32 protein-coding genes are annotated in these 24,466 nt (G+C 61.7%); 15 read left to right on the top strand and 17 right to left on the bottom strand.

Features of this window, described 5'->3' with window-relative positions; all coding sequences use genetic code 11:
- Positions 1-49: 49 nt before the first annotated feature.
- The gene (locus AmiPiv_RS00400; protein WP_340035264.1) at positions 50-520 is read right to left on the bottom strand and encodes a sensor histidine kinase; all 471 of its coding nucleotides are present in this window, start codon (positions 518-520) and stop codon (positions 50-52) included.
- On the bottom strand, positions 505-1,230 hold the full coding sequence (locus tag AmiPiv_RS00395) for a GAF domain-containing protein (RefSeq protein ID WP_340035263.1): 726 nt from the start codon (positions 1,228-1,230) through the stop codon (positions 505-507). Before AmiPiv_RS00395 ends, AmiPiv_RS00400 begins: the two co-directional genes overlap by 16 nt.
- Positions 1,231-1,503: 273 nt before the next feature.
- Between AmiPiv_RS00395 and rpsU the strand changes: the two genes are divergently transcribed.
- The 3 genes from rpsU (at position 1,504) to AmiPiv_RS00380 (ending at position 3,444) form a co-directional block, all read left to right on the top strand.
- On the top strand, positions 1,504-1,806 hold the full coding sequence (gene rpsU, locus AmiPiv_RS00390; RefSeq protein ID WP_340035262.1) for a 30S ribosomal protein S21: 303 nt from the start codon (positions 1,504-1,506) through the stop codon (positions 1,804-1,806).
- 1,068 nt (positions 1,807-2,874) lie between these two features.
- Positions 2,875-3,084, top strand: a complete 210-nt coding sequence (locus AmiPiv_RS00385) for a cold-shock protein (RefSeq protein ID WP_184698858.1) — start codon at positions 2,875-2,877, stop codon at positions 3,082-3,084.
- 111 nt (positions 3,085-3,195) lie between these two features.
- The gene (locus AmiPiv_RS00380) at positions 3,196-3,444 is read left to right on the top strand and encodes a hypothetical protein (RefSeq protein WP_340035261.1); all 249 of its coding nucleotides are present in this window, start codon (positions 3,196-3,198) and stop codon (positions 3,442-3,444) included.
- A 168-nt stretch (positions 3,445-3,612) separates the two neighbouring features.
- Here AmiPiv_RS00380 and AmiPiv_RS00375 read toward each other — a convergent pair whose 3' ends face one another.
- On the bottom strand, positions 3,613-3,813 hold the full coding sequence (locus AmiPiv_RS00375; RefSeq protein ID WP_340035260.1) for a hypothetical protein: 201 nt from the start codon (positions 3,811-3,813) through the stop codon (positions 3,613-3,615).
- A gap of 222 nt (positions 3,814-4,035) precedes the next feature.
- Here AmiPiv_RS00375 and AmiPiv_RS00370 point away from each other — a divergent pair, with 222 nt between their 5' ends.
- Both AmiPiv_RS00370 and AmiPiv_RS00365 read left to right on the top strand, forming a co-directional pair.
- The gene (locus AmiPiv_RS00370; RefSeq protein ID WP_340035259.1) at positions 4,036-4,278 is read left to right on the top strand and encodes a hypothetical protein; all 243 of its coding nucleotides are present in this window, start codon (positions 4,036-4,038) and stop codon (positions 4,276-4,278) included.
- A gap of 347 nt (positions 4,279-4,625) precedes the next feature.
- Complete coding sequence (locus tag AmiPiv_RS00365; RefSeq protein ID WP_340035258.1) at positions 4,626-5,483, top strand: transglutaminase family protein; 858 nt, start codon at positions 4,626-4,628, stop codon at positions 5,481-5,483.
- Here AmiPiv_RS00365 and AmiPiv_RS00360 read toward each other — a convergent pair.
- Both AmiPiv_RS00360 and AmiPiv_RS00355 read right to left on the bottom strand, forming a co-directional pair.
- Positions 5,467-6,204 (bottom strand): glucoamylase family protein, encoded by a 738-nt coding sequence (locus AmiPiv_RS00360; protein WP_340035257.1) that lies wholly within the window; start codon positions 6,202-6,204, stop codon positions 5,467-5,469. The two genes, AmiPiv_RS00365 and AmiPiv_RS00360, sit on opposite strands and share 17 nt — an antisense overlap.
- A complete protein-coding gene (locus AmiPiv_RS00355) occupies positions 6,201-6,872 on the bottom strand; it encodes a hypothetical protein (RefSeq protein ID WP_340035256.1) in 672 nt (223 codons plus the stop codon). Before AmiPiv_RS00355 ends, AmiPiv_RS00360 begins: the two co-directional genes overlap by 4 nt.
- 136 nt (positions 6,873-7,008) lie before the next feature.
- On the opposite strand from AmiPiv_RS00355, the gene katE reads away from it, so the two are divergent.
- Complete coding sequence (katE, locus tag AmiPiv_RS00350; protein WP_340035255.1) at positions 7,009-9,120, top strand: catalase; 2,112 nt, start codon at positions 7,009-7,011, stop codon at positions 9,118-9,120.
- A gap of 82 nt (positions 9,121-9,202) precedes the next feature.
- On the opposite strand, the gene AmiPiv_RS00345 is transcribed toward katE, so the two are convergent.
- The 4 genes from AmiPiv_RS00345 to AmiPiv_RS00330 all read right to left on the bottom strand — a co-directional run bounded on the left by AmiPiv_RS00345 (position 9,203) and on the right by AmiPiv_RS00330 (position 13,434).
- A complete protein-coding gene (locus tag AmiPiv_RS00345; RefSeq protein ID WP_340035254.1) occupies positions 9,203-10,363 on the bottom strand; it encodes an extracellular catalytic domain type 1 short-chain-length polyhydroxyalkanoate depolymerase in 1,161 nt (386 codons plus the stop codon).
- Positions 10,364-10,485: 122 nt separating this feature from the next.
- Positions 10,486-11,745 (bottom strand): NAD(P)/FAD-dependent oxidoreductase, encoded by a 1,260-nt coding sequence (locus AmiPiv_RS00340; RefSeq protein WP_340035253.1) that lies wholly within the window; start codon positions 11,743-11,745, stop codon positions 10,486-10,488.
- A gap of 108 nt (positions 11,746-11,853) precedes the next feature.
- On the bottom strand, positions 11,854-12,774 hold the full coding sequence (locus AmiPiv_RS00335; RefSeq protein WP_340035252.1) for a hypothetical protein: 921 nt from the start codon (positions 12,772-12,774) through the stop codon (positions 11,854-11,856).
- 162 nt (positions 12,775-12,936) lie between these two features.
- Positions 12,937-13,434 (bottom strand): YciE/YciF ferroxidase family protein, encoded by a 498-nt coding sequence (locus tag AmiPiv_RS00330; RefSeq protein ID WP_340035251.1) that lies wholly within the window; start codon positions 13,432-13,434, stop codon positions 12,937-12,939.
- Positions 13,435-14,009: 575 nt separating this feature from the next.
- On the opposite strand from AmiPiv_RS00330, the gene AmiPiv_RS00325 reads away from it, so the two are divergent.
- Positions 14,010-14,189, top strand: coding sequence for a hypothetical protein (locus tag AmiPiv_RS00325; protein WP_340035250.1), 180 nt, complete (start codon positions 14,010-14,012; stop codon positions 14,187-14,189).
- 269 nt (positions 14,190-14,458) lie between these two features.
- Here AmiPiv_RS00325 and AmiPiv_RS00320 read toward each other — a convergent pair whose 3' ends face one another.
- The 3 genes from AmiPiv_RS00320 to AmiPiv_RS00310 all read right to left on the bottom strand — a co-directional run bounded on the left by AmiPiv_RS00320 (position 14,459) and on the right by AmiPiv_RS00310 (position 16,918).
- Positions 14,459-14,851 carry a hypothetical protein gene (locus AmiPiv_RS00320; protein WP_340035249.1) on the bottom strand — a complete coding sequence of 131 codons (393 nt, stop codon included), beginning with the start codon at positions 14,849-14,851 and terminating at the stop codon, positions 14,459-14,461.
- 74 nt (positions 14,852-14,925) lie between these two features.
- Positions 14,926-16,560, bottom strand: coding sequence for a chaperonin GroEL (gene groL, locus AmiPiv_RS00315; RefSeq protein ID WP_340035248.1), 1,635 nt, complete (start codon positions 16,558-16,560; stop codon positions 14,926-14,928).
- Positions 16,561-16,609: 49 nt separating this feature from the next.
- Entirely contained in the window at positions 16,610-16,918 is a 309-nt protein-coding gene (locus tag AmiPiv_RS00310; protein ID WP_340035247.1) for a co-chaperone GroES, read from the bottom strand.
- Positions 16,919-17,413: 495 nt separating this feature from the next.
- Between AmiPiv_RS00310 and AmiPiv_RS00305 the strand changes: the two genes are divergently transcribed.
- Genes AmiPiv_RS00305 through AmiPiv_RS00280 form a run of 6 tightly spaced genes read left to right on the top strand, consistent with a single transcriptional unit; the run spans position 17,414 to position 19,798 of the window.
- Positions 17,414-17,677 (top strand): hypothetical protein, encoded by a 264-nt coding sequence (locus AmiPiv_RS00305; protein WP_340035246.1) that lies wholly within the window; start codon positions 17,414-17,416, stop codon positions 17,675-17,677.
- A complete protein-coding gene (locus AmiPiv_RS00300; RefSeq protein ID WP_340035245.1) occupies positions 17,674-17,976 on the top strand; it encodes a hypothetical protein in 303 nt (100 codons plus the stop codon). The genes AmiPiv_RS00305 and AmiPiv_RS00300 overlap by 4 nt, the downstream gene beginning before the upstream one ends.
- The gene (locus tag AmiPiv_RS00295) at positions 17,969-18,112 is read left to right on the top strand and encodes a hypothetical protein (RefSeq protein WP_340035244.1); all 144 of its coding nucleotides are present in this window, start codon (positions 17,969-17,971) and stop codon (positions 18,110-18,112) included. Before AmiPiv_RS00300 ends, AmiPiv_RS00295 begins: the two co-directional genes overlap by 8 nt.
- Positions 18,084-18,713 carry a hypothetical protein gene (locus AmiPiv_RS00290; protein ID WP_340035243.1) on the top strand — a complete coding sequence of 210 codons (630 nt, stop codon included), beginning with the start codon at positions 18,084-18,086 and terminating at the stop codon, positions 18,711-18,713. The genes AmiPiv_RS00295 and AmiPiv_RS00290 overlap by 29 nt, the downstream gene beginning before the upstream one ends.
- Entirely contained in the window at positions 18,710-18,973 is a 264-nt protein-coding gene (locus AmiPiv_RS00285) for a DUF1488 family protein (protein ID WP_340035242.1), read from the top strand. Before AmiPiv_RS00290 ends, AmiPiv_RS00285 begins: the two co-directional genes overlap by 4 nt.
- A gap of 12 nt (positions 18,974-18,985) precedes the next feature.
- Entirely contained in the window at positions 18,986-19,798 is an 813-nt protein-coding gene (locus AmiPiv_RS00280; protein ID WP_340035241.1) for a transglutaminase-like domain-containing protein, read from the top strand.
- Between the two features lie 291 nt (positions 19,799-20,089).
- On the opposite strand, the gene AmiPiv_RS00275 is transcribed toward AmiPiv_RS00280, so the two are convergent.
- The 4 genes from AmiPiv_RS00275 to groES all read right to left on the bottom strand — a co-directional run bounded on the left by AmiPiv_RS00275 (position 20,090) and on the right by groES (position 23,064).
- Complete coding sequence (locus tag AmiPiv_RS00275; protein ID WP_340035240.1) at positions 20,090-20,395, bottom strand: DUF982 domain-containing protein; 306 nt, start codon at positions 20,393-20,395, stop codon at positions 20,090-20,092.
- Between the two features lie 378 nt (positions 20,396-20,773).
- A complete protein-coding gene (locus AmiPiv_RS00270) occupies positions 20,774-20,989 on the bottom strand; it encodes a hypothetical protein (protein ID WP_340035239.1) in 216 nt (71 codons plus the stop codon).
- A 67-nt stretch (positions 20,990-21,056) separates the two neighbouring features.
- Entirely contained in the window at positions 21,057-22,688 is a 1,632-nt protein-coding gene (groL, locus tag AmiPiv_RS00265) for a chaperonin GroEL (protein WP_340035238.1), read from the bottom strand.
- Between the two features lie 61 nt (positions 22,689-22,749).
- A complete protein-coding gene (gene groES, locus AmiPiv_RS00260) occupies positions 22,750-23,064 on the bottom strand; it encodes a co-chaperone GroES (RefSeq protein ID WP_340035904.1) in 315 nt (104 codons plus the stop codon).
- A gap of 345 nt (positions 23,065-23,409) precedes the next feature.
- On the opposite strand from groES, the gene AmiPiv_RS00255 reads away from it, so the two are divergent.
- Positions 23,410-23,757, top strand: coding sequence for a hypothetical protein (locus tag AmiPiv_RS00255; protein ID WP_340035237.1), 348 nt, complete (start codon positions 23,410-23,412; stop codon positions 23,755-23,757).
- A 19-nt stretch (positions 23,758-23,776) separates the two neighbouring features.
- Complete coding sequence (locus AmiPiv_RS00250) at positions 23,777-24,055, top strand: usg protein (RefSeq protein ID WP_340035236.1); 279 nt, start codon at positions 23,777-23,779, stop codon at positions 24,053-24,055.
- On the opposite strand, the gene AmiPiv_RS00245 is transcribed toward AmiPiv_RS00250, so the two are convergent.
- Positions 24,049-24,369, bottom strand: a complete 321-nt coding sequence (locus tag AmiPiv_RS00245) for a DUF982 domain-containing protein (protein WP_340035235.1) — start codon at positions 24,367-24,369, stop codon at positions 24,049-24,051. The two genes, AmiPiv_RS00250 and AmiPiv_RS00245, sit on opposite strands and share 7 nt — an antisense overlap.
- Positions 24,370-24,466: the final 97 nt, after the last annotated feature.

Here is a 24,466-nt window from a genome sequence, read left to right as displayed (position 1 = left end):
CCGCGCTTCTGTCCCTTTTGTTCCCTATGTACGTCGACTTTTGACCCCGCTATGGCGCGGGCATGTCGAATACAAACCGCGTCACGCCTGCGCCGGACGTCGCGGTCAACGTTCCGCCATGGGCCCTGGCGATCTCCGAGGCAATGAACAGCCCCAGGCCCAGCCCCTCGCCGTTGCGGTCACCTTCGCCTCTCGCGAACGGCTCGAAGAGCGTTGCCAGGGTTTCCGTCGGGACTGGTGCGCCGCCGTTCTCGACGGCGAGATCGAAGCCGGCCTTGTTCGCTTTCGCAGACACTCGGACCGGCTTGTCGGTATCGCCATAGCTCAGGGCGTTGCCGATCAGATTGGACAGAAGCTGGGCGACGCGTCCGTGGTCCACCGGCACGGCTTCATCGAGCGAGAACTCGGCAACGATCGACCGGTCCGGATGCGCGGCCCGCAGTTCGTCGACAACCTGATCGAGCGTCCGCTCGAGAAGATGGACATCCGCCTCCAGGTCGAGCGTCAGCCCGCCTCCCAATCGCGATCGCGAAAGTCCGCGATGTTGTCGACCAAGCCGCGCATGCGCAGCAGGCTTCCCTGCATCAGCAGCAGGATGCGTCTGCTGTCGGGTTCCGCCTCGTGCTTGCGCATCAGCATCTTGGTGCCGGAGACGAGGGACGCGAGCGGATTGCGCAGATCGTGTCCGAGCACGGCGATGAACTTTTCACGCATCGCGCCGAACGCGCGCTCCTTGGCGAGCAGCTGCTCGCTGATGGCGATCTGATCGATGGAGTCCAAGTGAGCGGCGATCAGCTCGGCGAAGAGCCTGAACATGCCGACGATCTCCGGGTCCTTCAGCCGGGCCGGCTTGGGATCGATGGCGCACAGCGTCCCGAAGAACGACCCGTCCTTGCGTACGATCGGCATGGAGATGTAGCTCTGAAAGCCGTACATCGCCGGCGTCGGGTGGCCGCAGAATACCGGGTCATCGGCAACCTTGTTGATGATGACCGGCTCCCCGCTTTGCCGGATCTCATGGCAGATGGTGGTTTCGACCTGAAGCTCGCCGCCGGGCTGGAGCCCGAACGCGATGTGGTCGAGGACGCTGCAGGCGATCCATCGGCTGTCGGTGACGCGCGCGACAGCGGCGAATCCCATCCCCGTCGTGCGGCACACCACGTCGAGAATGGTGGGCACGGAGTCGATCTTCCCGATGGCATCGATATCCGCCTGATAGTCGCTTTTCAAATCCGGGCTTCCAATGAGGACGTGGCGGAGACGCTCCACACCAGTTGCGGGGCAAGGCAACCTCCAGTGCCATGTTTTCGTCCGTTCATAATGCGCCAGCGACGGATAGGTCGCAATTGGCAACGCAGCTGGACCAAGGAAACGGACGGGCTTTCGCAGATCCTGCAATCCCTTGTCGCCTTTCCCGTGAGAAGGACTATGGTGCCTGCTCACGGTTCGCCGCTTCGGCCGGCCGCAACGCCCGTGCACAGCATGGGCCAGCAGGGAGACTCGGTGCAGGTACTCGTGCGCGACAACAATATCGAACAGGCCCTCCGGGTTCTGAAGAAGAAGATGCAGCGGGAAGGCGTCTTCCGCGAGATGAAGGCCCGCAGGGCCTATGAGAAGCCGTCCGAGAGGAAGACCAGGCAACGAGCGGAAGCCGTGAGAAGAGCGCACAAGCTGGCCAGAAAGCGCGCGCAACGAGAAGGCCTGCTGCCTCAGACGAAGAGAAAAGCCCCTCTGTCGCGCCGGTCCGCACCGGGCGCGCAACAGGCTGCCGGCGGTGGAGGCGGCTTCAGAACGCCGTCCGAATGAGCGGCGGGCGGGCGACATGATGACGTCGACCTACGTGGCTCAAATCGCAAGGACTTCCGACGAGGGAGCTCAGGCGCGCGGCGAAGCTCAACTTTGAAAACAGCGGCAAGGCAGCCGCCAGCCTTCCGGGCCCCTGGTCCCAGCGATTCTGGACGGAAATCGTCGCCTGCCGCCTCGCGTACAGACGAACGACCGGCCTCGATATCGAGAAGGTCATCGGCAATTGAACGGAAGCGTCGGCGACGCCTTTGGTCGCCGACTGCTGAACCGCGTTCATGCGACGTCGCATCAGCGTGACGGATCGTTGTTGCCGCCTGTTTGGCCAGGCATGCGGAAGTTCCGGCTCTCGATATCGATCCTCTGCCCGCAGCCGGGGCATTCGATCTGTGTGTGCTTGCGAACCCAGCCGATGCTTTTCCTTATCTCATACTCGCAGGCAGGACAGATGACACCGATCTCGTCGTCTTCGTAACTGCTACCCGACAATGGATTCATCCTTCGCCTGGCGGAGGGAAGCGTGGCTCGAGGCTTGCAAAATCGAGTTCAGCCACAGCCACCGTTTCTGTCGCGCGACGACACATCATCGCGCCCTGCTCCGCTCCGAGTCCGCCAGCGCGGATCGCCAGCCCTTCGATAGCGGGCGAAAGCCGGATGAGCGCCCCGGATCGGTGGCGGTGACAATTGATGCTGACAGGTCGAGCATGTCGACGCAAGGCCCGCCAAGCGCTTGAAGCGAGCGAAATCGAAAGAGCGCCAGCGAAGACGAAAAAGCGGTACAAAGGCCGGAGGGACGGCCATCTCCGTCATCGGCGCTGCGGACCTAACTTGAGAAAAAGCAAACTGAATCCGGCCGTCGCTGCTGTCCAGGAGGCAATGTATATTTTCGCCTACGCCTTGTTTCGAACACCGTCATGGCCTAGATTTGGAATATCGATCTTGCTTGTTGAAATTTGTTTCCGGCGCAAAATGCGCCATCGGGGATCTTCCTCTCTCAAAATCGATCTGAACCATTTGCTTGGCGTGCTGCCCGGCAAGCAATCTTCTATGACCGATTGAAAGGAAATCGTCATGAATACTGGAACCGTTAAGTTCTTCAATTCGACCAAGGGCTTTGGCTTCATAGAGCAGGGTAACGGTCAGCCGGACGTCTTCGTCCATGTATCGGCCGTCGAGCGGGCGGGCATGCGTTCCCTCGTCGAGGGCCAGAAGCTCAGCTTCGACCTCGTGAAGGACAACCGCAACGGCAAGAGCGCAGCCGAGAACCTTCAGGCCGCGTAACGGGACTGCGCTTCTGGCCTTTGACCACGGATGTACTGGCACTGATCATCGAGGCGCATAGGAGAGGCCGGGTTCGCCCGGCCTTTTTGCTTTCTTAGTGCGGAGGCGGATATGAGCAGATCCATCACAGAGCACGCCATGTTCAGGCCCAGGGCGTCGAAGGCCGAGACCAAGGCCGACATCACAGACCATGCGGCCCGCGCGATCATCGGCGATGAAGCGGCGCGCCGCGAGGCAAAGACTGCGAAGCTCCGCCAGGCGCGGCTGGAGAACGAGGCGAAACAGACCACCGTTCCGGCCCCAGCCAAGCTGCGCCCGAAGAAGGCTGCATCGGCACGTCAAGAAAAGTTCTCCGCATGAGGGAACACCCTCGCCGGGAGCGAATATCCTCGCGTGGGGTGTCGTATGCTGATAGGGTCCGATCGTCGGTAGCTTCGTTCAGGGCGCTGCCGGTTGAGGGCGGCCATCGTGCCCTTGCCCCCGACCGCGAAAGGAGGACGTCCTGTCTTCCGCTTCCCAACATCAGCACTACCTGACACCCGCCGACATGGGCATGATCATGAGCGCTCGCGCGAAGAACGGATCGTTCCCGGCAGTCTCGACGCCGAGCGCCTGGCCGCCCTGCTGGTCAGGGAATTGCAATACGGCGTCTGCTGCGAGGCCGACCTTCTCGCGGCTTTCACGGCAGGCGGCATTGTGCTGCTGAGCGCGCCGGTCGGACCAGCTCATCGGCAATGCACAGGTGGGAAACCGACGGCGGCACCCTTTCCCATTGATTATCCGTCGTCCGTCCGAGGACCCTCTCCTATGCGCTATCTCGCCCGCCTGAACGCCGACCCGACCGCTTGGCTGCTAATCCTTCTGATCGGCAGCGTTGTCGGCACGCTTCTATATGTCGTCCTGACGAGCATCACCTTTTAGGCAGTCTTCATTGCCGAGCACGGAAACCGGATGAGCAACGTTGTCACCCTGCATGGCGACAAGCGCTGGAAGGCGATCATCGAATATCGCACCGACGAAGGCCCGAAGAGCATCGAGCATTATTTCGAGGAAATCTCGGACCTTCATTTGATCATCGAGCACGGTCCCGACTGGAACTTCCTGATCCGCTGCACGGTCACGCTGAACCGTCCCGACGAGGGAGAGGAACAGAACAGCGTGGAGAAGGCGCTGCGCGAGGAACGCTCCCGCTGATAGATTTGTGCGGGGTGTTGTGTTGCACGATCACGACCGCGTCGCGCCGTTCGGTGAGAAACTACAAGCGGCGCCCTCTCGATCCTCTGATGGATGTAGTTTCTTCGAACGATTAGTTCGCATGAGCGGCAGGCCGAGCCGGTCGACATGGCACTCAAAAAGCTGTTCCCGGTCAGTTGCCGTCGGACACGCGGTATTTCAGAACGCACATCAATTTGGTGCGTCGCAGCAACGATCGCGCTGCAGGGGCGTTCTGCATGGCATAGGGACGATTTCAGGCCTGGTCCGAGGGCGTCGCTTGAAATCATGAGATGATCATGGGGACCGGGGGGCTTTCGGCGGTAAAGATGAGACTGGCGATCCACCACAGGACGACCTATCGCTACGCACGTCCTGTCGTGCTCCAGCCGCACCGCATGATCCTGCGCCCGCGCGGCAGCCATGACATCACCCTCTTGTCGAGTTCGCTATCTTGCACGCCCGTCGCGGATCTCGAGTGGACGCAGGACGTCTTCGGCAATTTGATCGCAACCGGCATCTTCTCTCAGCCAGCCGCCGAGCTGGCCATCACAAGCGAGTTCACGGTCGAGCAGTCGGCGGTGGCGTGGCCGGTATTCCGGATCGGTCCCGAGGCGCATTCCTTCCCGTTCACCTATTCCTCCGACGATATGGCCCATCTGGGCGTGCTTCGCATTCCGGAACACGATGATCACGAGGGACGGATGGGCGAGTGGGCGCGCGCGTTTGTCCGGGGCGCGTCGACCGACACGCTTTCACTGCTGAAAGACCTCAATGCCGGCATCCTCGGCTCGGTGGCCTATCGCGTGCGTGACGAGGAGGGGACGCAGACCCCGCTGGAAACGCTGGCGCTGGCGAGCGGCTCATGCCGGGACATTGCCGCGCTGTTCATCGAGGCGGTTCGTCATCTCGGCGTCGGCGCCCGCGCCGTCTCGGGCTATCTGTTCGATGCGCAGCAAAGCGTCGACGACCCCGGATCGACCCATGCTTGGGCGGAGGTCTATCTTCCTGGCGCAGGATGGATCGCCTTCGATCCGACGCATCGCCGCCTCGGCGGCGCCAACCTCATCCCGGTAGCGGTCGCCCGCAGCAATCGCCAGATCATGCCGATCGTCGGCGGCTATATCGGCGCGCCAGGGGATTTCCTCGCCATGGATGTCGCTGTGAGGGTCAGGCCGGTCTCATAGCGGCTGCACTACCGGCTTGCGACAGATGCGGGCTTTCAAAACCCAGCTTCTGCAGGCCGGATTGCACTTCCGGCGCACTCATGAATAGGCTCCAGAGCAAGCCGCTGCGAAAATTCTCGGTCATTATGATGATCGGTCCCTGGTTGATCGCCAGATAGGTGCGTGCATACCAGTTATGGCTTTCACAGAAGGCATCCACCAAGCCGAACCGACCCCAAATGCGATGCTTGGGCTTCGTCAGGAAATAGCGCAGCGCGCGCATCGCCTCCTCTGGCGTATAAGGAAAGCTCGCAAGCGCGGCGCTCGGCGTGATCACGCCGGTGTCCTTGCCGGGCGCGTGCGCGACGTACCCCCTCGGGCCGTGGCTGGACGTAAGCCCCCAGCAGTCCGGCCCATATCCCGCGTGGCCATGCGGATTGGCGACGCAGTGCTCGTAGTTGATGCGGGTATGGCGAACATTCTGCTGCCAGTAATCGGCATGGCGGTCTGAGAGTCCTCGCGGGTCGAGGCCGCAGAAGGAATAGTGGGCGATGAACAGCGGGCCGCCGTGATCCATGCCGAGTGGAAGCTCGATGCCATGATAGCTTCGCCCGTTGCGAAAGCCCGGCCCTGACGCGAACCCTTCGTGATAGACGTCGGCGTCGATCGTATGTTCCGGCGCGCCGGCGGCAAGCACGTAAGCCAGCAGGCCCTCGTTCCAGCCGGCGATCTCTCGGTTCATCGCCCAGCCATGGCCGGGGCTCCAGTGCCAGTAGAGGTGATTTCCTCCATCCCGCCTGTACCAGTCCCACTCCGCTTCGAGCCAGAGCCGGTCGATCCTATGACGAAGGTCCCGTTCGGCGGGTCCCCGTCGAAATACTGGCGGGCGCAGAGAAGCCCCTGGAACAAGAGAGCGCTTTCCACCACGTCGCCGCCATCGTCCTTGCGGTTGAAGGGAATGGTCGCTCCGGTCCGCCCGTTGATGAAATGCGGAAATAGGCCGTGGTATCGTGGTGTCCGTTCCAGGCATGACAGCATCGTGCCGAGCCGGCTCACGGCATCGTCGCGCGATATCCAGCCGCGCTCGACGCCCACGACGACCGCCATGATGCCGAAACCCGAGCCGCCTATGGCGACGAGGTCGTTGTCGGGGTCGCCGGTCGTCTTCTGACGATCGCGGGCAAGCCCGCTTATGGGATGCGCGCCCTCCCAGAAGAAGCGAAGTGTCTGCCTCTGGACCAGATCGAGGATCTCGTCATCGGCTTCAGAAAACTGCGGGGCAAAGGCATCCATTTGCGGGCTCATGAGAAGATCAACAGGCGACGTGGCTGCGATCGGCCAGAACGCAGATCGCAGCCATGTTGTAGCCCGCACTGTCGCTCCATACGCATCGAACGAACAGCTCTTCATCGTTGGGCGACCGGACCTTTTTGGTCTTCGCTCTCGTTCCATTCTTTTCAGCATCTTCAAGACTATAGGAACCGGATGCCGGCTGTTTCATTGAGAGAGACGCGTAATGCGCAACTCTCCTCTCAAAGGAATTTCCATGGCCAAGAGCGCTAGACCGTCGTCGGGCACGCCCGCGACGATCCATGACCAGAAACTTGAGCGCGGCAATGGCGGCGAGATGCACCAGATCGCGGAAGGCGATGCTCCTGTCTTGACGACGGCCCAGGGTGTTCCGGTTGCCGACGACCAGAACACCTTAAAGATAGGCGAGCGCGGGCCGTCGCTGATCGAAGATTTTCATTTTCGCGAAAAGATCTTCCATTTCGACCACGAACGTATTCCCGAACGCGTTGTGCATGCGCGCGGCTACGGCGCGCACGGTTATTTCGAGACCTACGAATCGCTGGCGAAGTACACGCGCGCCGACATCTTCCAACGCGCCGGCGAGAAGACCCCGGCCTTCGTGCGATTCTCGACGGTGGCCGGCAGTGAAGGGTCGGCAGACCTCGCCCGCGACGTGCGCGGCTTCGCTGTCAAGCTCTACACGAAGGAAGGCAACTGGGACATCGTCGGCAACAACATCCCAGTTTTCTTTATCCAGGATGCCATCAAGTTTCCCGACATCATTCACTCGGTAAAGCCGGAGCCCGACCGGGGCTTTCCGCAGGCCGCGTCCGCCCACGACACTTTCTGGGACTTCATCTCGCTGACGCCGGAATCCATGCACATGATCATGTGGGTCATGTCCGATCGGGCGATCCCCCGCTCCTTCCGCTTTATGGAAGGTTTCGGCGTGCACACGTTCCGCTTCCTCAATGCGAAGGATGAGTCCACCTTCGTCAAGTTCCACTGGAAGCCCAAGCTCGGCCTGCAGTCGGTGGTGTGGAACGAGGCCATCAAGATCAATGGGGCCGATCCTGATTTCCATCGCCGCGATCTCTGGGATGCGATCCAGTCTGGCAATTTTCCGGAATGGGAATTGCGGGTCCAGCTCTTCGATCAGGACTTCGCCGACAGTTTCGACTTCGACGTGCTCGATCCGACCAAGCTCATTCCCGAGGAGGTGATCGCGCCGATCGCGGTGGGCCGCTTGGTTCTCGACCGCATGCCGGACAACTTCTTTGCCGAGACAGAGCAGGTCGCGTTCATGACGCAAAACGTGCCGCCCGGCGTCGACTTCTCCAACGATCCTCTGCTTCAAGGTCGCAACTTCTCCTATCTCGACACGCAAATCAAACGGCTCGGCTCGACCAATTTCACGCACCTTCCGATCAACGCGCCGAAATGCCCGTTCCACCATTTCCAGCAGGACGGACATATGGCGATGCGCAATCCGGTTGGGCGGGTGAACTACCAGCCGAACTCGTTCGGCGAAGGTCCAAGGGAATCACCACAGCGCGGGTTCCGGTCGTTTCCCGAAGCCATGGATGGCCAGAAGGTCCGGCTGCGCGCGGCAAGCTTTGCCGATCACTACAGCCAGGCGCGCCAGTTCTTCAACAGCCAAGCCGCGCCAGAGCAGAAACATATCGGCATGGCGCTGACCTTCGAATTGAGCAAGGTCGAGACGCCTGTCATCCGCGAACGGATGATCTCACATCTCCTCAACATCGACGAAGGACTGGCCGAAACGGTCGCCGACAAACTTGGCATCAAGGAACTGCCCAAGCCGGCGGACGCGGCAGTTGCGCCACGCGACGATCTTGAACCGTCACCGGCGCTCAGCATACTCGCGAACGGACCGGATAGTTTCGCGGGCAGGAAGGTCGGCGTGCTGGTCAGCCCTGGCGCTGACGCGTCGCTCCTGAAGAAGCTCCGGACCGCAATTGAGAAGGAAGGCGCGACGGTGGAGGTCATCGCCCCCAAGGTCGGCGGCGTCGAAGCGGCGGACGGAACTATGATCGCCGCCAAGCACATGATCGACGGCGGTCCGTCGGTCCTGTTCGACGCGGTGGCGTTGGTCCTTTCCGAGGAAGGTGCGGAGCGCCTCACTGGCGAAGCCGCCGCGCGCGACTTCGTTGCTGATGCCTTTGCCCATTGCAAGTTCATCGCGTTTACGCCGGGCGCCGCGCCCCTGCTGCGGAAGGCCGGCGTGGATCCGGACGCCGATGAAGGGCTGATCGGTCTCGGCGATGCGAAGGCGATCGCCGGGTTCATCGAGTCCTGCCGAAAGCTCCGTCTCTGGTCTCGAGAGACGGCGGTTAAGCTGTAGTACGGTTTGTGCCGGCACGACGAAGGAGCCAGCCACGGCTGGCTCCTTCATTAAGACGCACATTCCGATACGGGCGAGGCTATCAGCGCATCAGCCCGGCGGTCCTCAGGGCGTCCTCGATAATCTTCTGCACACCTGACGCTGGTGACACCTCCCGCTTCTTAGCCGTCGACACCTCCGGAGATCGCGCCGGTATCCTTGGTCCGGCATTGGGACGGGAACCGATGGGCGGCGGGGTATATACGACTATGTCCCGCCGCTTCGACCCTGCAGAAGGCCGTGCCTCCCCGTCCGCGATCCCCCAGAACCGCGCGATCTCCTGCGTCGAGGAGATGCCGACATCGAGCATGTAGGGTCCCGGCGTTCCGTAGCCGTTCTTGTCGATTGGCGTGCCATGGCCCATCCCGGCAATAATGTTGACCTCTAGGACGACCTCCCCACTGACATTGCACCAGGACTGCCGTGTGCTTTTGCCCTCAGTGCGGGCATGTGTCGGCGCGCTGTCGAGTTGGTGGACGCCGCGCCACTGGCTGGCGATCGCGTCGGCATTGGAAGCCGCGACAGTCTGGTCGCTTATCCCTTGCCAGATCGAAACCCTGGGCCACGCTCCTCGATGAGACGACGCCTCACGCAGCATGCGCCGTAACTCCGCGTCCGACGGCCCGCCATGGCCTCGCATGCGGTCAAAGGCTTCCGGAACTGTCCCCGCGCTGCCATAGGCGAGCCCCGCGATAATTGCGCCGCCGGCGAAGACATCAGGATAGGATGCAAGCATCGCCGCGGCCATGGCGCCACCGGCCGAGAGGCCGGTGATGAAGATTCGTTTCCGGTCAAGCCCATGCGCCTTGACCATCGCCTCGATCATCTGTCGTATCGAAAGCGCCTCGCCGGCATCCCGCTTCACATCGGCAGGCTGGAACCAGTTGAAGCAGAGATTTGGATTGTTGGTTCGCTGCTGCTCGGGATAGAGCAGTACGAAGCCGGCATCATCGGCAAGCTGCGACCAGCCCGAATGATGGTCGTATCCTGCCGCACTCTGTGTGCAGCCATGGAGGACAACCACAAGCGGCGCACCTTCCGGCAGGTCGTCAGGAAGATAGAATTTCGCTGTCAAAGCGCCCGGGTTGGAGCCGAAGCGGGCTAGCGCCGAAAGACGGTCGGGCGCGCCGAGGTGCACAGGAGAGGCTGCGTTTCGGGCCTTCAGCTCGGCAAGCCGCGCGATCGTGTCAGAGATTTTTCGCAAGTGGGCCGTCCTTGTTGTGACGCCCGGAATTGGACGGCAGTGGGTGCAACGCATGCGCAGCAATATCGTTGCTGCACTGCACAATAACAAGAGAAGGGCTCAAATGGGATCGATTTCTGACTTCAAGCTATGAGTTTGCCGGCCGCGTCCACCAGCTTCCTCACCATGCCAGCGCGTCCGAAGGCATACAGTTTCCGGTCACTATCATCCCGGCCGGCAATCATCGTCGAAATGATCTCCGACGCGATCTGCGAGAATGTGATTCCGTTGCCGCCATATCCCTGGACGGCGAAGATGCCGGGATGACCGGGCAGCTCGCCGATATAGGGCAGGCCGGTCGTCGTGGTGCCAAAACATCCGGTCCAGGCGAATTCGGCCGTGGCATCCAGTTGCGGAAACAGATTCTTGAGCTTGGTGGAAATCGTCCGCGTCTTGGCTGCGAGCAGGCTGTCCCGTTTAGCCTCGTCGACGAAATCCTCGTCCTCGCCGCCGCAGATCACCCGTCCGTCGGCGGTCGCGCGCATGTAGAGATAGGGATCGGACGCCTCCCAGACGAAAGCCGCGCCGGGCCAAAGCGCACTCTTCTGCGGCTTCGTTGCGATGGCGTAGGTGGAAATGACGGAATGGGTGTCGGAGGGCACGATGTCCAAGAGCTCGTATCCCGTTGCCAGCACAACCTGTCTGGCGGAGATCACCGACCCGACCTTGGTTTCCGCGCGAATGCCGGTCGGCCCGGTGGCAAGGCCTGCGACCTCGACCGGAGAATAGAAGCGAGCCTTTCGTCCGAGCGCCTTGCCGAGAAGACCGGCGGTGAGCTTGCGCGGATCGAAGGCCAGATTGTCGTGGCTGAGGATCGCACCCTTGCGGTCGATGCCGAACTTCTCCTTGAGAACAGCGGGCGCCAGATAGGTCGCGCGTATTCCGGCGCTGGACCTGGCCTCCGCCTCCAGCCGCAATTCTCCGGGATCGAGAGCGTTCCCCGCAAGATACAAGGATTGAGTTCCAGTCATGTCGCAGGCGATACCGAGTTCACCGATGCGACCCCGCAGATTGGTCACTGCCAACCGTGACCGTCTCCAGGCCTGTTCGGCGTCGGATCGTCCGATCTTCCGGCTGAGTTCAGAGAGCGGTTGGTCGATCTCGAACTGCACCAACGCGGTGGTTGCGGGCGTCGAGCCGAGCATGCTGCCACGGCGATCGACGCCAATGACAGCAAGACCCTGGGCGGAGAGCGCCTCGACCAGCATTGCGCCGCTGATGCCGAGCCCTACAACCAGCACGTCGCACGAAACGTCCCGCGTCAGCTTTTGCGTCGGTATGCGGGGAGCGCGGTAGGCCTCCCAGACAGGAACGCCGGTCCGTAGGTCGAGCTTGCGCGTCATGGCAATCGCCAGTGTATGGGAGAAAACATGAACCCCGGCGAATGATCACCGGGGTCCATCGAAGATGGTTGCGGGCCGACCATGCCGAGCAAGGCAACCGAGAACCGGCTATCGCGATGTCGTCACGTAGGCGATCTCGTCATCGTCACGCTGCCTGCCGCCGAGCGCGGCGGCGGCACTGGCGATGAAGGCGCCAATCAGCAACGACAGCGCGCCGACCAGCGCGAACGTCGCTCCGGCCTTGCGTGCGGTGTCGGCAGCTTCCTGCGCGGTGACCTTGGCCTGCTCGACCTGGGCCAGGACGGCATCGACGCGCGCGGTGGCATCGTCCTGAGACAATCCCGTTCGGGCTGCTACGAGTTGACCAAGATAGACCTTGTCGTCCGCCGACATTTCTCCCGCTGCCGCGCTGGCGATGAGGATCCGCGAGGCCTGCGCGGCCGCGGCCGTATCACCCTCCGCTCCCGGCGCCGCCAGCCTTGCAGCATCGACGGGACGGAACAGGGAGTCGACGAAATAGGAGGTGGCATCGGTTCCACCACGGTCTCCGGCATTTGCGGATGCTCCCGCCGATGCGCCCATCGCAGCCCCGGAGGCCACTGTGGAAGCAGCCTGAACGCCTGTGCCGATCGCCGATGCCAGGGCCGAGCCCAGCACGAAGACCACGAGCAACGTGGCAAGCGCCCAGGCCATGAAGCCGTGCGCGGTGTCGCGGAAGAAGGTCTCGTCGGTATGGATGCCGACCCATTTCGTGCGAAGACGCCCGGTCAGATAGCCTCCGAGCCCGGACGAGAGCCACTGCACGATGACGAGCCAGATGGCAGTCGACACCGCGAAGGTTGTGACGCTGGCACCCGTGCTGGACCACGGTGAAACCATGGTGAGGCCGAGGCCGGAGCCAAGAAGCATCAAGATGAAGGTGAGCGTGGCGGCCGCGAAGGAGCCGGCAATGATAGCTCCCCAGCTGACGGCCGATGAGGACGACTCGACCGGTGCGGCCACGTCGGTGGCCAGGATGGTTGAAGCCATGATTGTCCTCCTATCGCATGAACAGAGCGAGAAGGATGATGATCGGAATTGGAACCCCGAGCAGCCAGAGCAGAATGCCGCGACCCATAATTGTCTCCTGTCGGATAGATGAGAGCTGAAAGAAACCAGCCACCGCGGCGGCGCCGGGTGGCTGAATGTGGGTCAGGCGGCCTTGGCCATCTCGTTGGCGGATGCGTCCGCAAGGCCGGTCAACGCCTTGTCGGTCACCGTTTCCTCGCCGAGCGTCTGGTCGAGCAGCTTGGAGGCCTCTGCCATGCCGAGGACCTCGGCCCAGCGTTTGAGTGTGCCGTAACGCGTGATCTCGTAGTGCTCGACCGCCTGGGCCGACGAGATGAGACCGGCATCGATCGCTGCCGTGCCCTTGAAGGTTTCGATGATCTCCTCGCCCTCGGAGATGATGCCTTCGATGGCGTCGCAGGTTTTGCCCTGCGGCCGCTTGCCCATCAGTTCGAAGATCTGCTGCAGGCGATCGACGTGGCCCTCGGTCTCGTCCTTGTGCTTCTCGAACGCCGCCTTGAGTTCCGGCGATGATGCCGCGCGCGCCATCTTGGGAAGAGCCTTCAGGATCTTCCGTTCTGCGTAATAGATGTCCTTGAGCGTGTCGTGGAAGAGATCTTCCAGCGTCTTTTCTTTTGCCATGGGAGTTTTCCTTCGGTGCGCATCTTGTATGCGCTGCCATTCACGGGGTCGTGAAATGCATCACATACAGCGTCCCGCAGGCGGAAAGGTTCCAAATGCCCCCTCAGGAAGCTTTGTGGTTCGGGACCGGTGGCCACCCCGTCGCCTCACCGTCATATCTGGGCATAGGAGACCGGATACATCGGATATGGCCGAAAGGCAGCCGGTTCATCAGAAAGCCGCTCACGACAGATGACCATCACAGAACGCTCGCCGAACTGACTTCGGAATCTAAAGATCGCTTTTCCGAGAGCCGCTTCAGAGCGCTCTCGCCGCACCGCGAACTCCATCGTCGAAAAGGACCGTCAGCCTGGTACCAAACGGGCGATTTCCTCTACTTGCAGCGAGCTGCCATTCCCGATGCGCGGAGGCTTGGATGCAATTCTGCATCATATGGAGCTCAGTGACCTCCCGCCCCCTGCAGCCAAGATACTCGTTGTCGAGGATGAGCCTCTCATCCGGATGGATCTGGTGGCATCGCTAGAAGATATGGTTTCCCGGTTCTCGATGCGGCCAATGCCGACGAAGTGATCGCGATGCTGGAATCCGATCCTGCCATCAGGACGGTGATCAAGGACGTAGGCATGCCGGAAGCCATGAATGGCTTCGCTTTGAGTGGACCAATCGACATCTACGCCGATTGGCTTGAAGGCTCACGAATACTCAATGTCCTCGCCCGCTACCCAAGCCTCGCCGGCAAGAAGCGTCCATCTTGACCTGCGCGGCATGGTCGCCGCTGCCCTCTCATATGAGACGGTTGTCTTCGGCCGTCTGGCGGGCTCGACGGCGTGTGCCGTCGGTATCCGATTTGCGATGCCGTTCAGCCGCTGCCTTCCGGATCTGCTCGAAGCGATTGTCGTCGACGTGCTCAGGTGGTTGCTGCGGGTCCGGCTTTTTCACAAACGAGATTATGGTTCACGCTCCTTGGTCAGCGGATGAAGCGCTCCGGCGTTTGCCCGAGCGCCGTTTGGAAATCGGCTTCCCGTCAAGCCGAAAGAGCGGTGGCGCATGCCTGCGCACCCAACCTGTCTGGCGAAGTCTGCCCCGGCATCGTCGCCCAGCCGCCCGCTTCGACGAACTGACGCTTCTTGTAGCTGTCGGGTATCGCCTTGAACTCGGCAAGTTTCGCCGCGGCATCCGGCGCCGCGTTGAATCTTTCGACGCATATGGCGGATGCCAGTTCTCCGCGCGCCGTGTCGCCAGCCGCTTTCGCCATGGTTTGCGAAGTGCCGCCGGTGACCCAGCCGCCCCAGCTGAAGCCGACGACGATCGTGGCGATCACCGCCGCGATGCATGCCCAGACCAGAAGGGTCTTCGAAGGCTGGTAGTCTTCCCACCGACGGGAGAGAGATGGTTTCGTGGTGCTCTGTACGGCCATGGAGATTGTCCTTCCAGGTTGGAGTACGAATTGCTTTGTCCGGCCGCGCCGGCCGAACGGTTCAGGCACTGTTCTCAGTATCCCATTCCACCCATGCCGCCGTTGCCGGCCGCTGGCGCGGAATCCTTCGCAGGCGCGTCGGCAATCATTGCCTCTGCGGTGATCAGCAGCGCCGCGATCGAGCCGGCGTCCTGAAGTGCGGTTCTGACGACCTTTGCGGGATCGACGATGCCTGCTTTGATCATGTCGACATAGGTTTCGGTCTGGGCGTCGAAGCCCTGGTTGCGGTCCCTGCTGTCTGTGAGCTTGCCGACGACGATCGAGCCCTCGACGCCGGCGTTCTCGGCAATCTGACGGATCGGAGCTTCGAGGGCTCTCAGCACGATGGAGATGCCGGCGGTCACATCGTCATTGGCACCCTTAAGAGAGGCGAGCACTGCTCTCGCGCGCAGCAGCGCGACACCGCCGCCGGGTACGATGCCTTCCTCGACAGCAGCACGGGTGGCGTTCAGCGCATCGTCGATGCGGTCCTTCTTTTCCTTGACCTCGGTCTCGGTGGCGCCGCCGACGCGGATCACAGCGACGCCGCCGGCGAGCTTGGCCAGCCGCTCCTGCAGCTTCTCCTTGTCGTAATCGGAGGTCGTCTCCTCGATCTGCACCTTGATCTGGGCGATGCGTGCCGCGATGCCGGCCTTGTCGCCGGAGCCATCGATCACCGTGGTCGTGTCCTTCTCGATCACCACGCGCTTGGCGCGGCCGAGCATGTCGAGCGTGACATTCTCCAGCTTGATGCCTAGATCCTCGGAGATCATCTGGCCGGCGGTCAGCACCGCGATGTCCTCAAGCATGGCCTTGCGGCGGTCGCCGAAGCCGGGGGCCTTAACGGCGGCAACCTTTAGGCCGCCCCGCAATTTGTTGACGACGAGTGTGGCAAGCGCCTCACCCTCGACGTCCTCAGAAATGATGAGCAGGGGCTTGCCGCTCTGCACCACCGCCTCGAGGATCGGCAGCAACGCCTGCAGATTGCCGAGCTTCTTCTCGTGGATGAGGATGTAGGGGTCCTCCAGTTCGGCACGCATCTTCTCGGCATTGGTGACGAAGTAGGGCGAAAGATAACCGCGGTCGAACTGCATGCCCTCGACCACGTCGAGCTCAGTGTCGGCGGTTTTGGCTTCCTCGACCGTGATGACACCCTCGTTGCCGACTTTGTCCATCGCCTTGGCGATCATGTCGCCGATGGCGACGTCGCCATTGGCGGCAATCGTGCCGACCTGGGCGATCTCGCCCGAGGACTTGACCTTCTTCGATCGTGCCTGGATTTCCTTGACGACGGCTGCGACGCCGATATCGATACCGCGTTTCAGGTCCATCGGGTTCATGCCGGCGGCCACCAGCTTGGCGCCCTCGCGCAGGATGGAAGCGGCGAGCACCGTGGCGGTCGTGGTGCCGTCGCCGGCGAGATCGTTGGTCTTCGAAGCGACCTCGCGCACCATCTGAGCGCCCATGTTCTCGAACTTGTCGGCAAGCTCGATCTCCTTGGCGACGGTGACGCCGTCCTTGGTGATGCGCGGCGCGCCATAAGCCTTGTCGATGACGACGTTGCGGCCCTTGGGGCCGAGCGTCACCTTGACGGCGTTGTTGAGCAACTCGACACCGCGCAACATGCGGTCGCGAGCGTCGCCGGCGAATTTGATTTCTTTGGCAGACATGGTGTTCGTCCAGTTCGGTCTTGAGATGCGGGATCGAAGATCAGGCAGCCTACTTGGCGGCAGTACCAGTCTTCTCGACAATGCCCAGGATGTCGCTCTCCTTCATGATAAGGAGGTCTTCGCCGTCGATCCTGACCTCGGTCCCGGACCACTTGCCGAAAAGGATGAGGTCGCCGGCCTTGACGTCGAGAGGAACCACCTTGCCGCCTTCGTCGCGGGAACCGGGTCCGACGGCGGTCACCTCGCCTTCCTGTGGCTTCTCCTTCGCGGTGTCGGGAATGATGATCCCGCCTTTGGACTTGAGTTCGCCTTCCGCACGTCGAATGACGACGCGGTCATGGAGGGGCCGGAATTTCATGGGGTTCTTTCTGGGGCCGGCGCTTAGGGCGACCACTTCAGATACATAGCGACTCTGGCACTCGAATGATAGGAGTGCCAGAATTATTTCTTACGCTTGGAAATAATTTAACAATCGGAGTCTTGAACACATTCGAACGGAAAAACAAAATCTCCCGCGTTCAGAAATATTTTTCCGCCGTGTATTTATCACAACGCGAGGAAATAAATAAAAATGCAGATCGCCTTGCATAAAATACGATCTTCGCCCATATATGAATCTCGTTGATTTGGCCGATTTGGCTTCGCGGTGTCAGAGACTACGACCCGCCATTCACCACCGAATTCTCGATAGCGAATGCATCAAGCGCCGTTCCGGCGCACATATCGCTCTGTTCGAACATTGGAATGAACCCCGCCGCTGACCACGGATGTACTGGCAGCACGGAAGTTCGTTCCGGTTCGAATGGGATGATGCGGGAGGCGCGTGAGCGCTCTTCTGCGGAGGAATCGACCCATGACAACGCGCACTACGCAAACCGTCGTCCGGTTCACCGCACCCTTCATGCTGCCTGGCTTCGACGCCGCGCAGCCTGCCGGCGACTATCGCGTTGACCAGGATGAGGAACTGCTGGAGGTATCCTCCCGCCTCGCCTGGAGACGTGTAGGCGCCTTTATTCACCTGCCGGCCATCGGCATTGATGGCCATACACATCAGATGGCGCCGATCGATCCTGCCGATCTCGACGCCGCACTCGAAAAGGACCACCAACCGTCATGACTTCTACAAGCTTCATTCAACGCACCGCCCGCCAGTTCCGGCGTGAGGTCCCGACGCATCTTTTCGCGGTCGGGCAGTCCGTCAAGCTAAAGGGCGGTTTCCCGAGACTCGCTCTTGCCGGTGACATCTACCGCATCACCGGCACGCTGCCGCCGCGGGGAGATTCACTGCAGTACCGGATAAGCAACGACGACGAGCGTTATGAACGCGTGACGACTGAAGACAGCCTCGAGCCGGTCGACATATCGCAATCCGGCAGCGGCGCCACGCTCATCGAAAGGACGTTTGGACATGGCTAAAGGCCAGAAACGAAGCAACCGCGAGATCAGGAAGCCGAAGCAGGAGAAGGCCCCATCAAAGCCTGGAAACAGCTTCGGCAATCAGATCAAGGTTGCCGCGAACGCCAATGGACCTCGTGGCAAGGGCAATCCCTGAGTTCGTGCTGGCCGAAAGGATAGCGATGCAAATCGTGATCGAATTCTACCGCACTAGGGACACGGACGACGCGCACGCCGTTCTCGGTCACGAGACTGCGGAGGCAGCCAATCTCGACGACGCAATAGCGGTCGCGCGACTTCTCTCGCAAACGCTCAACATGCCGCAACGACCCGACGCCATGACGATTACTGACGCAGCCGGCGCGGTGCTCTATGCCGGCGCGCTCGGAGTTGACGTGCCCAACGAAGAGAGGACACGACACATGAACGCTCCCAACGACCACCCGGAACTGACACACAATCTCGCGGGCTCCGCCATCGACAGATGGGAAAACGAGGGCGGTGCGCACGGCCATGACTCCCCCGATCCTCACTATGGCCGCCGTGTCGAGGCGGACCGCTCCTGGACGGTCTACCATGTCTTCACCGGGGTTCCGGCCCGCATCGACGGCAGCACCATGATCGGATTAACTCAACGATCTGCCACCGACAGCATGCTGTCGCTCAATCGCCGCAACGAGGCGCACCGCCGAAATGGAGGCAGCCCGTGGGCAGGCATCCGCACCGCACAGCATACGGCAGAGGAATGCCGAAGGTGACGCTCGAATTTCCCAATCCGAGCCGCAGCTTCGACAAAGTGCGCAACGCCGTTCGCTTCATCGGACATGATGGCATGTTCGAGGTGCCATTCTTTGTCGAGACCGCAGCGCTGGCAAAACCCGGCAAGACGCAACTGTCCGAAGCCGACTCCCTGACGGCTTTCGATACGACGCGCAGTTCGATCCACGATGTCGCGCGCAAGGCCTATTCCCATCGCCGCCGTACTACCTATACGCTGACTGCTGCCGATTTCCGGTAGAGGCACAAGTCAATGCTGATCCGTTACGGCTACGAGATCAAGTTGACCTGTCAGCAGCCGACCGCCCTGGTGTGTCTGCTGTCGGTCCACGAAGACCGTGCGGCCGACATAAGGGTGCCGGAGACGACCTTCACCACTCCCGATGTGCCCATATCGACCTACCGCGATCTGTTTGGCAACCGCTGCCGGAGGCTCGTCGCGCCTGCCGGCGACCTGACCATGTGGGGCGATGCAACCATCTGGGACGACGGACAATTGGACCGGGTCCTGCCTGACGCACGCGAACTCGCGGTCCCGGAGCTGCCGGACGATTGTCTCGTCTACCTCATGGGAAGCCGCTACTGCGAGACTGACCGCGTCAGCCAGATTGCGTGGGACCTGTTCGGCACGATCCGGCCCGGCTGGGGTCGCGTGCAGGCGATCTGTGACTTCGTCCACAATCATATACGCTTTGACTACATGCAGGCGCGATCCACACGCACGGCTTTCGAGACCTTCAATGAACGCGTAGGTGTCTGCCGCGACTTCGCGCATCTGGCGATCACGTTTTGCCGGTGCCTCAACATCCCGGCGCGCTACGTCAACGGTCATCTCGGCGACATCGGCGTCCCAGTCGTCGATCCGATGGATTTCAGCGCCTGGATGGAGGTGTTCCTCGATGGCGAATGGCACACCTTCGATCCTCGCAACAACGTCCCTCGGATCGGCCGGATCGTCGTGTCGCGCGGCCGCGACGCGACCGACATACCGCTCGTCAACTCTTTCGGCCCGCATGTCCTGAAGGGGTTTCGGGTATGGACCTACGAAGTGCCGCATCATCCATAGTCCTGACGAATTCGGGATACCCCCGACAATCCACAGGCGAAGCGGCTAGGCCAACCACCAGGTGCGGTATCACTGCAAGACAGCCGGCACTCCGAATAGAATAGAGTAGAAATTCGAGCGGTGCCGCTGGTCGCTAAACAGTGGTGGCAGACGATGCTCAAGGTGAGGAGCACATCCGCCGGTTCCGAAGTCGGCGGTCCCCTGGTCCCATATCCTGTAGGTGAGGTCGTCTACGCGAGCACATGGCCCGCGGTGCGCTGCTGCGCGTGCTGGATCGCTGTTCTCCCGCCTTCACGGGAACGAACTTCGGCCTGAGCCGGCACCGGCATCAGTCCCGTGTGGGAGCGGGCCGGTATTCTCAACGAGAATATCGTTGCGGCGTGCGAAGGCGATGAGGGTCGCGCGAACTGTTTCCGGATCGACGTCGCCGGCGACGCCCGCCTTGCAGGCATTGAGGGCGACGGTATGGGCGCCGCTGCGCTGCAGAGCAGGCCAGTCCTGAAGCAGCGCATATGCCTCCATCGCATTCTCGATCCTTGCCGGAAAGCCCATCCCGACAAGGATTGTCACTGGTTCGTTAAAGCGGCCGTGATTCATGATTTGAACCTCCCCTGGACGGTATGCGTCGCGGACCGGGCCGTACGGCAGCGGAACCGGACGTCGCCCCGCGCGGATAGTACAATTGCGCCGTCATTCCGTTTTGCTCCTGATGCCTGTTCGCACGCGTGGCGATCTCGACAATCGGCAGCCTGATTGGCCTGACGTCTGACATGGATGCGCGCTGATTCCGGCGCGGAAGCGGAAGCGCCCCGTACGCCTTGACCAGTGCCTCGAGCCAGGCAGCCACGGCAAGAGGCGCAACTGCTCTGCCCTCAATCCACGATGCGATCTCGTTCTCATTGTACCCAAGCTGATCGGCGAGATCCGCAGCGTCCCATCTCAGAACCCTCAGACATTCGCGCAGGCGGGCGGCAATCATGACGACCCCTCCTTCTTGTCTGATAGCTCCTTGGCGGCCAGGAACATGATCGTGTAGGCGGCCTTGCGACGATCCCAGCCGGCGGACTCCGCTGCTTCGAGAAGCCCGGAAAGCTGGGGAGCGAGCACCTCCTTGCACTCCGTCTCATAGGCAAAATCGGTTCTCGGATGTGTCGGCGGCGCGATCCTTGCTATGCTGCTCATCATATTCATTGCAACACCCCATAGTGACTGAGTGGGCCGTGCCCGCCCGCGGCTGCCACGGCCCACTCTCCGTTCGTCAGAAGTCCATTCCGGCGCCGCCTGGCATCGCAGGGGCGGAGGCTTCCTTCTTGGGCTTCTCGGCCACCATGGCCTCGGTGGTGACGAGCAGGCCGGCGACTGAGGCCGCATCCTGCAGCGCGGTGCGCACGACCTTGGCCGGGTCGATGACGCCTTGGCTGTAGAGATCGCCGAACTCGTTCGTCTGGGCGTTCCAGCCCCAAGCAAAGTCGGTTTTCTCGCGCAGCTTGCCGACGATGATCGAGCCTTCAGCCCCGGCATTTTCGGCGATCTGGCGGGCCGGCGTCTCGATGGCCCGCCGCACGATCTCGACGCCGGTCCTCTGATCGGCATTGTCGGTCTGGACATTGTCCAACGCCTTCGCAGCCCTCAGAAGGGCGACGCCGCCACCAGGCAGGATGCCTTCCTCGACCGCCGCACGGGTGGCGTGCAGCGCGTCGTCGACGCGGTCCTTGCGCTCCTTGACCTCGACCTCGGTCGAGCCGCCGACTCGGATCACCGCGACGCCGCCGGCGAGCTTGGCCAGCCGCTCCTGAAGCTTCTCGCGGTCGTAGTCCGACGTGGTCTCCTCGATCTGCGCCTTGATCTGGGCGATGCGGCCCTGGATCTCCTCCTTGCGGCCGACACCGTCGACGATGGTGGTGTTCTCCTTTTCGATCACCACCTTCTTGGCGCGGCCCAGCATCTGCAGCGTCACGTTCTCCAGCTTGATGCCGAGATCCTCGCTGATCGCGGTGCCGCCGGTCAGGATGGCGATATCCTCCAGCATGGCCTTGCGGCGGTCGCCGAAGCCCGGAGCCTTGACGGCCGCGACCTTGAGGCCGCCGCGCAGCTTGTTGACGACCAGCGTAGCGAGCGCCTCGCCCTCGACATCCTCGGCGATGATCAGCAGCGGCTTGCCCGACTGCACCACCGCTTCCAGAACGGGCAGCATGGCTTGCAGATTGCCGAGCTTCTTCTCGTGAATGAGCACGTACGGCTCTTCCAGTTCGACCCGCATCTTGTCCTGATTGGTGATGAAGTAGGGCGAGAGGTAGCCGCGATCGAATTGCATGCCTTCGACCACCTCGAGCTCGGTCTCGGCGGTCTTGGCCTCCTCGACCGTGATCACGCCCTCATTGCCGACCTTTTCCATCGCCTCCGCAAGGAAGCGGCCGATCTCGGCATCGCCATTGGCCGAGATCGTGCCAACCTGGGCGATCTCGTTGTTCTGCGTCACCTTGCGAGCGTTGGCCTTCAGTTCGGCGACAACTGCGTCGACCGCCTTGTCGATGCCGCGCTTCAGGTCCATCGGGTTCATTCCAGATGCGACAGCCTTTGCGCCTTCCTTGACGATGGCCTGAGCGAGAACGGTCGCGGTCGTGGTGCCGTCGCCGGCAAGGTCGTTGGTCTTCGAGGCGACCTCGCGGACCATCTGGGCGCCCATGTTCTCGAACTTGTCCTCAAGCTCGATCTCCTTGGCGACGGTGACGCCGTCCTTGGTGATGCGGGGAGCCCCGAACGATTTGTCGATCACGACATTGCGGCCCTTGGGGCCGAGCGTGACCTTCACGGCATTCGCGAGGATGTCGACGCCTCGCAGCATCTTTTCGCGGGCCTCGGTGTGGAATTTGACTTCCTTGGCAGCCATTGGATCACTCCTTCAAATCTAGGCAGCTTTCGTTGACTGGTTGGTTTCTTCTGGGCCCGGTTCACGCGGCCTTCTTGAACGCGACGCTCTGGTCGATCACGCCCATCACATCGCTTTCCTTCATGATGAGGAGATCCTCACCGTTCAGCTTGATCTCGGTGCCGGACCATTTACCGAACAGGATGCGGTCGCCGACCTTCACGTCGAGTTCGATGAGCTTGCCGCTCTCGTCACGCGCTCCGGGACCGACGGCGATGACCTCGCCTTCCTGCGGTTTCTCCTTCGCGGTGTCAGGGATGATGATGCCGCCAGCCGTCTTTTCGTCGGCTTCGATACGGCGGACCAGGACACGGTCATGCAATGGACGGAACGCCATGTCGTTCTCCTCTTGGACAAACAGATGTTGAGGTTCCTCCGCACCCGGACCGGCAATATCGGTTCGGTGCGGGGTGCGGCGACCCTTCATCCGGCATCGCGCGCATTTCGAGCTAGTTTTGCGATTTTCGAGTTTCAAGAGGCTGGCCAGAAAATTTTTGCACTAACGTCTACCGAGTGCTAGCATCAAGAAAACATGCAGCTATTTGCCGGTTCGGCTCGTTTTGACGGGCTTGAAATTTTCCCGTGGTCGAGCAAAATCTAAGGGCCGCCATGCGGCACGCATGGCTTCCCGAATTGAGATCGAAACGGAGCTTTGGAACGGCAAACCGGAAGGAGGATATCGATGGGCCGAACCGATTTTTCGATGATCATCCCCTCACTGGCGCCCGAAGCCAATGACCTCGCGCTCGACCGGTTGCTGTCGCCGGCGCGTCACTACAAGCATCCCGACGACGTGCTGCGCGACGGAACGCTCGACCTGTACGAAACGAGAGCGATCCTCTCATCCTGGGCTTCGGATGCCTGCGCAGTGGAATCCATGCCGGCGCTGAGGCAGCCACCCGGCGTCAAACAGCCGATCTCGTTCGATTGCATCATGGACGCACTGCGGCGTCTGGACGGCCCAGGTTCGGCGCTATCAGACCGCACCGAGGCAATGAGCCGGGCAGAACGCCAAAGACTGGATGCTTGAGGCAGAGAAAGGATAGCGAATGGCTGCAGCGGTGAGCCGGGAGTTCCGCATGCAGATGGAAGGTTACGGCCTGACGACCGCCGAGATTCACTACCATATGCCGGATCATCCGAGCCTGCTGCAGCTCTATGTCTGGCAGGAATATGACCTGGCGCCTGAATTTCCCGAACTGCGGGGATTTCTGGGCTACTGGAAGGAAACGCTGGAGGGCGCGCTGCACTCGGTGCGCGTCGCCCACCATCGCCTGATCCGGCCGTCCGAATGGAAGGCCGTGGATGGGATCATCGCGATTCACTGAGGGCCGCTGGCCGCCACGTATGCCTCGCATGATGCCGGCCCGTGCCAGGCTGGTGCGTTCGCTCGTCGCCGGCCCGGCAAAAGCCCCGCCCGGTTCGCGGCTTTGACGAAGCTTCGTCGTGCTATCTTCGCGCCACACCATCCATCGAGTGCGTCGCGACAGGCTGACTGCGCGCTGCGCCAGTTCCTGCCTCGCGCCCATTGCGGCCATTCGTTCTGAAGGCATTCGATCGCCTCGAAGCTGGTCGCGACCTTGCGGTCGCCGATGCTGGGCAAATGCAGTATGACGGGTTCCGAAAACGTGACGTCGTTCATAACTCCTCCAGCAATTCTGATCGTCTTTTGAAGAATCAACCTGGCGGGCGAGCGCTCCCTTTCGAAAACGACATGGTCAGCTTGCGGCCCGAGTTCA

Origin of the sequence: Aminobacter sp. Piv2-1, from assembly GCF_037625995.1 — a bacterium.
Classification (GTDB): domain Bacteria; phylum Pseudomonadota; class Alphaproteobacteria; order Rhizobiales; family Rhizobiaceae; genus Aminobacter.
The sequence above is the reverse complement of the archived record's forward strand: the minus strand, read 5'-3'. Positions and strand labels throughout refer to the sequence as shown.

What these genes read in the sequence shown, in the direction of transcription:
- AmiPiv_RS00365 (WP_340035258.1), top strand. Translation starts at nt 4,626, where the DNA reads ATGAGACTGGCGATCCACCACAGGACGACCTATCGCTACGCACGTCCT.
- AmiPiv_RS00310 (WP_340035247.1), bottom strand. Translation starts at nt 16,918, where the DNA reads ATGAAATTCCGGCCCCTCCATGACCGCGTCGTCATTCGACGTGCGGAA.
- katE (WP_340035255.1), top strand. Translation starts at nt 7,009, where the DNA reads ATGGCCAAGAGCGCTAGACCGTCGTCGGGCACGCCCGCGACGATCCAT.
- AmiPiv_RS00335 (WP_340035252.1), bottom strand. Translation starts at nt 12,774, where the DNA reads ATGGCTTCAACCATCCTGGCCACCGACGTGGCCGCACCGGTCGAGTCG.
- AmiPiv_RS00385 (WP_184698858.1), top strand. Translation starts at nt 2,875, where the DNA reads ATGAATACTGGAACCGTTAAGTTCTTCAATTCGACCAAGGGCTTTGGC.
- AmiPiv_RS00380 (WP_340035261.1), top strand. Translation starts at nt 3,196, where the DNA reads ATGAGCAGATCCATCACAGAGCACGCCATGTTCAGGCCCAGGGCGTCG.
- AmiPiv_RS00355 (WP_340035256.1), bottom strand. Translation starts at nt 6,872, where the DNA reads ATGAAGAGCTGTTCGTTCGATGCGTATGGAGCGACAGTGCGGGCTACA.
- AmiPiv_RS00245 (WP_340035235.1), bottom strand. Translation starts at nt 24,369, where the DNA reads ATGAACGACGTCACGTTTTCGGAACCCGTCATACTGCATTTGCCCAGC.
- AmiPiv_RS00290 (WP_340035243.1), top strand. Translation starts at nt 18,084, where the DNA reads ATGGACCTCGTGGCAAGGGCAATCCCTGAGTTCGTGCTGGCCGAAAGG.
- AmiPiv_RS00375 (WP_340035260.1), bottom strand. Translation starts at nt 3,813, where the DNA reads ATGAGCTGGTCCGACCGGCGCGCTCAGCAGCACAATGCCGCCTGCCGT.
- groL (WP_340035238.1), bottom strand. Translation starts at nt 22,688, where the DNA reads ATGGCTGCCAAGGAAGTCAAATTCCACACCGAGGCCCGCGAAAAGATG.
- AmiPiv_RS00330 (WP_340035251.1), bottom strand. Translation starts at nt 13,434, where the DNA reads ATGGCAAAAGAAAAGACGCTGGAAGATCTCTTCCACGACACGCTCAAG.
- AmiPiv_RS00360 (WP_340035257.1), bottom strand. Translation starts at nt 6,204, where the DNA reads ATGAACCGAGAGATCGCCGGCTGGAACGAGGGCCTGCTGGCTTACGTG.
- AmiPiv_RS00325 (WP_340035250.1), top strand. Translation starts at nt 14,010, where the DNA reads ATGCTGGAATCCGATCCTGCCATCAGGACGGTGATCAAGGACGTAGGC.
- AmiPiv_RS00340 (WP_340035253.1), bottom strand. Translation starts at nt 11,745, where the DNA reads ATGACGCGCAAGCTCGACCTACGGACCGGCGTTCCTGTCTGGGAGGCC.
- AmiPiv_RS00250 (WP_340035236.1), top strand. Translation starts at nt 23,777, where the DNA reads ATGGCTGCAGCGGTGAGCCGGGAGTTCCGCATGCAGATGGAAGGTTAC.
- AmiPiv_RS00275 (WP_340035240.1), bottom strand. Translation starts at nt 20,395, where the DNA reads ATGAATCACGGCCGCTTTAACGAACCAGTGACAATCCTTGTCGGGATG.
- AmiPiv_RS00295 (WP_340035244.1), top strand. Translation starts at nt 17,969, where the DNA reads ATGGCTAAAGGCCAGAAACGAAGCAACCGCGAGATCAGGAAGCCGAAG.
- AmiPiv_RS00300 (WP_340035245.1), top strand. Translation starts at nt 17,674, where the DNA reads ATGACTTCTACAAGCTTCATTCAACGCACCGCCCGCCAGTTCCGGCGT.
- AmiPiv_RS00305 (WP_340035246.1), top strand. Translation starts at nt 17,414, where the DNA reads ATGACAACGCGCACTACGCAAACCGTCGTCCGGTTCACCGCACCCTTC.
- AmiPiv_RS00370 (WP_340035259.1), top strand. Translation starts at nt 4,036, where the DNA reads ATGAGCAACGTTGTCACCCTGCATGGCGACAAGCGCTGGAAGGCGATC.
- AmiPiv_RS00280 (WP_340035241.1), top strand. Translation starts at nt 18,986, where the DNA reads ATGCTGATCCGTTACGGCTACGAGATCAAGTTGACCTGTCAGCAGCCG.
- groES (WP_340035904.1), bottom strand. Translation starts at nt 23,064, where the DNA reads ATGGCGTTCCGTCCATTGCATGACCGTGTCCTGGTCCGCCGTATCGAA.
- AmiPiv_RS00270 (WP_340035239.1), bottom strand. Translation starts at nt 20,989, where the DNA reads ATGAATATGATGAGCAGCATAGCAAGGATCGCGCCGCCGACACATCCG.
- AmiPiv_RS00320 (WP_340035249.1), bottom strand. Translation starts at nt 14,851, where the DNA reads ATGGCCGTACAGAGCACCACGAAACCATCTCTCTCCCGTCGGTGGGAA.
- groL (WP_340035248.1), bottom strand. Translation starts at nt 16,560, where the DNA reads ATGTCTGCCAAAGAAATCAAATTCGCCGGCGACGCTCGCGACCGCATG.
- AmiPiv_RS00255 (WP_340035237.1), top strand. Translation starts at nt 23,410, where the DNA reads ATGGGCCGAACCGATTTTTCGATGATCATCCCCTCACTGGCGCCCGAA.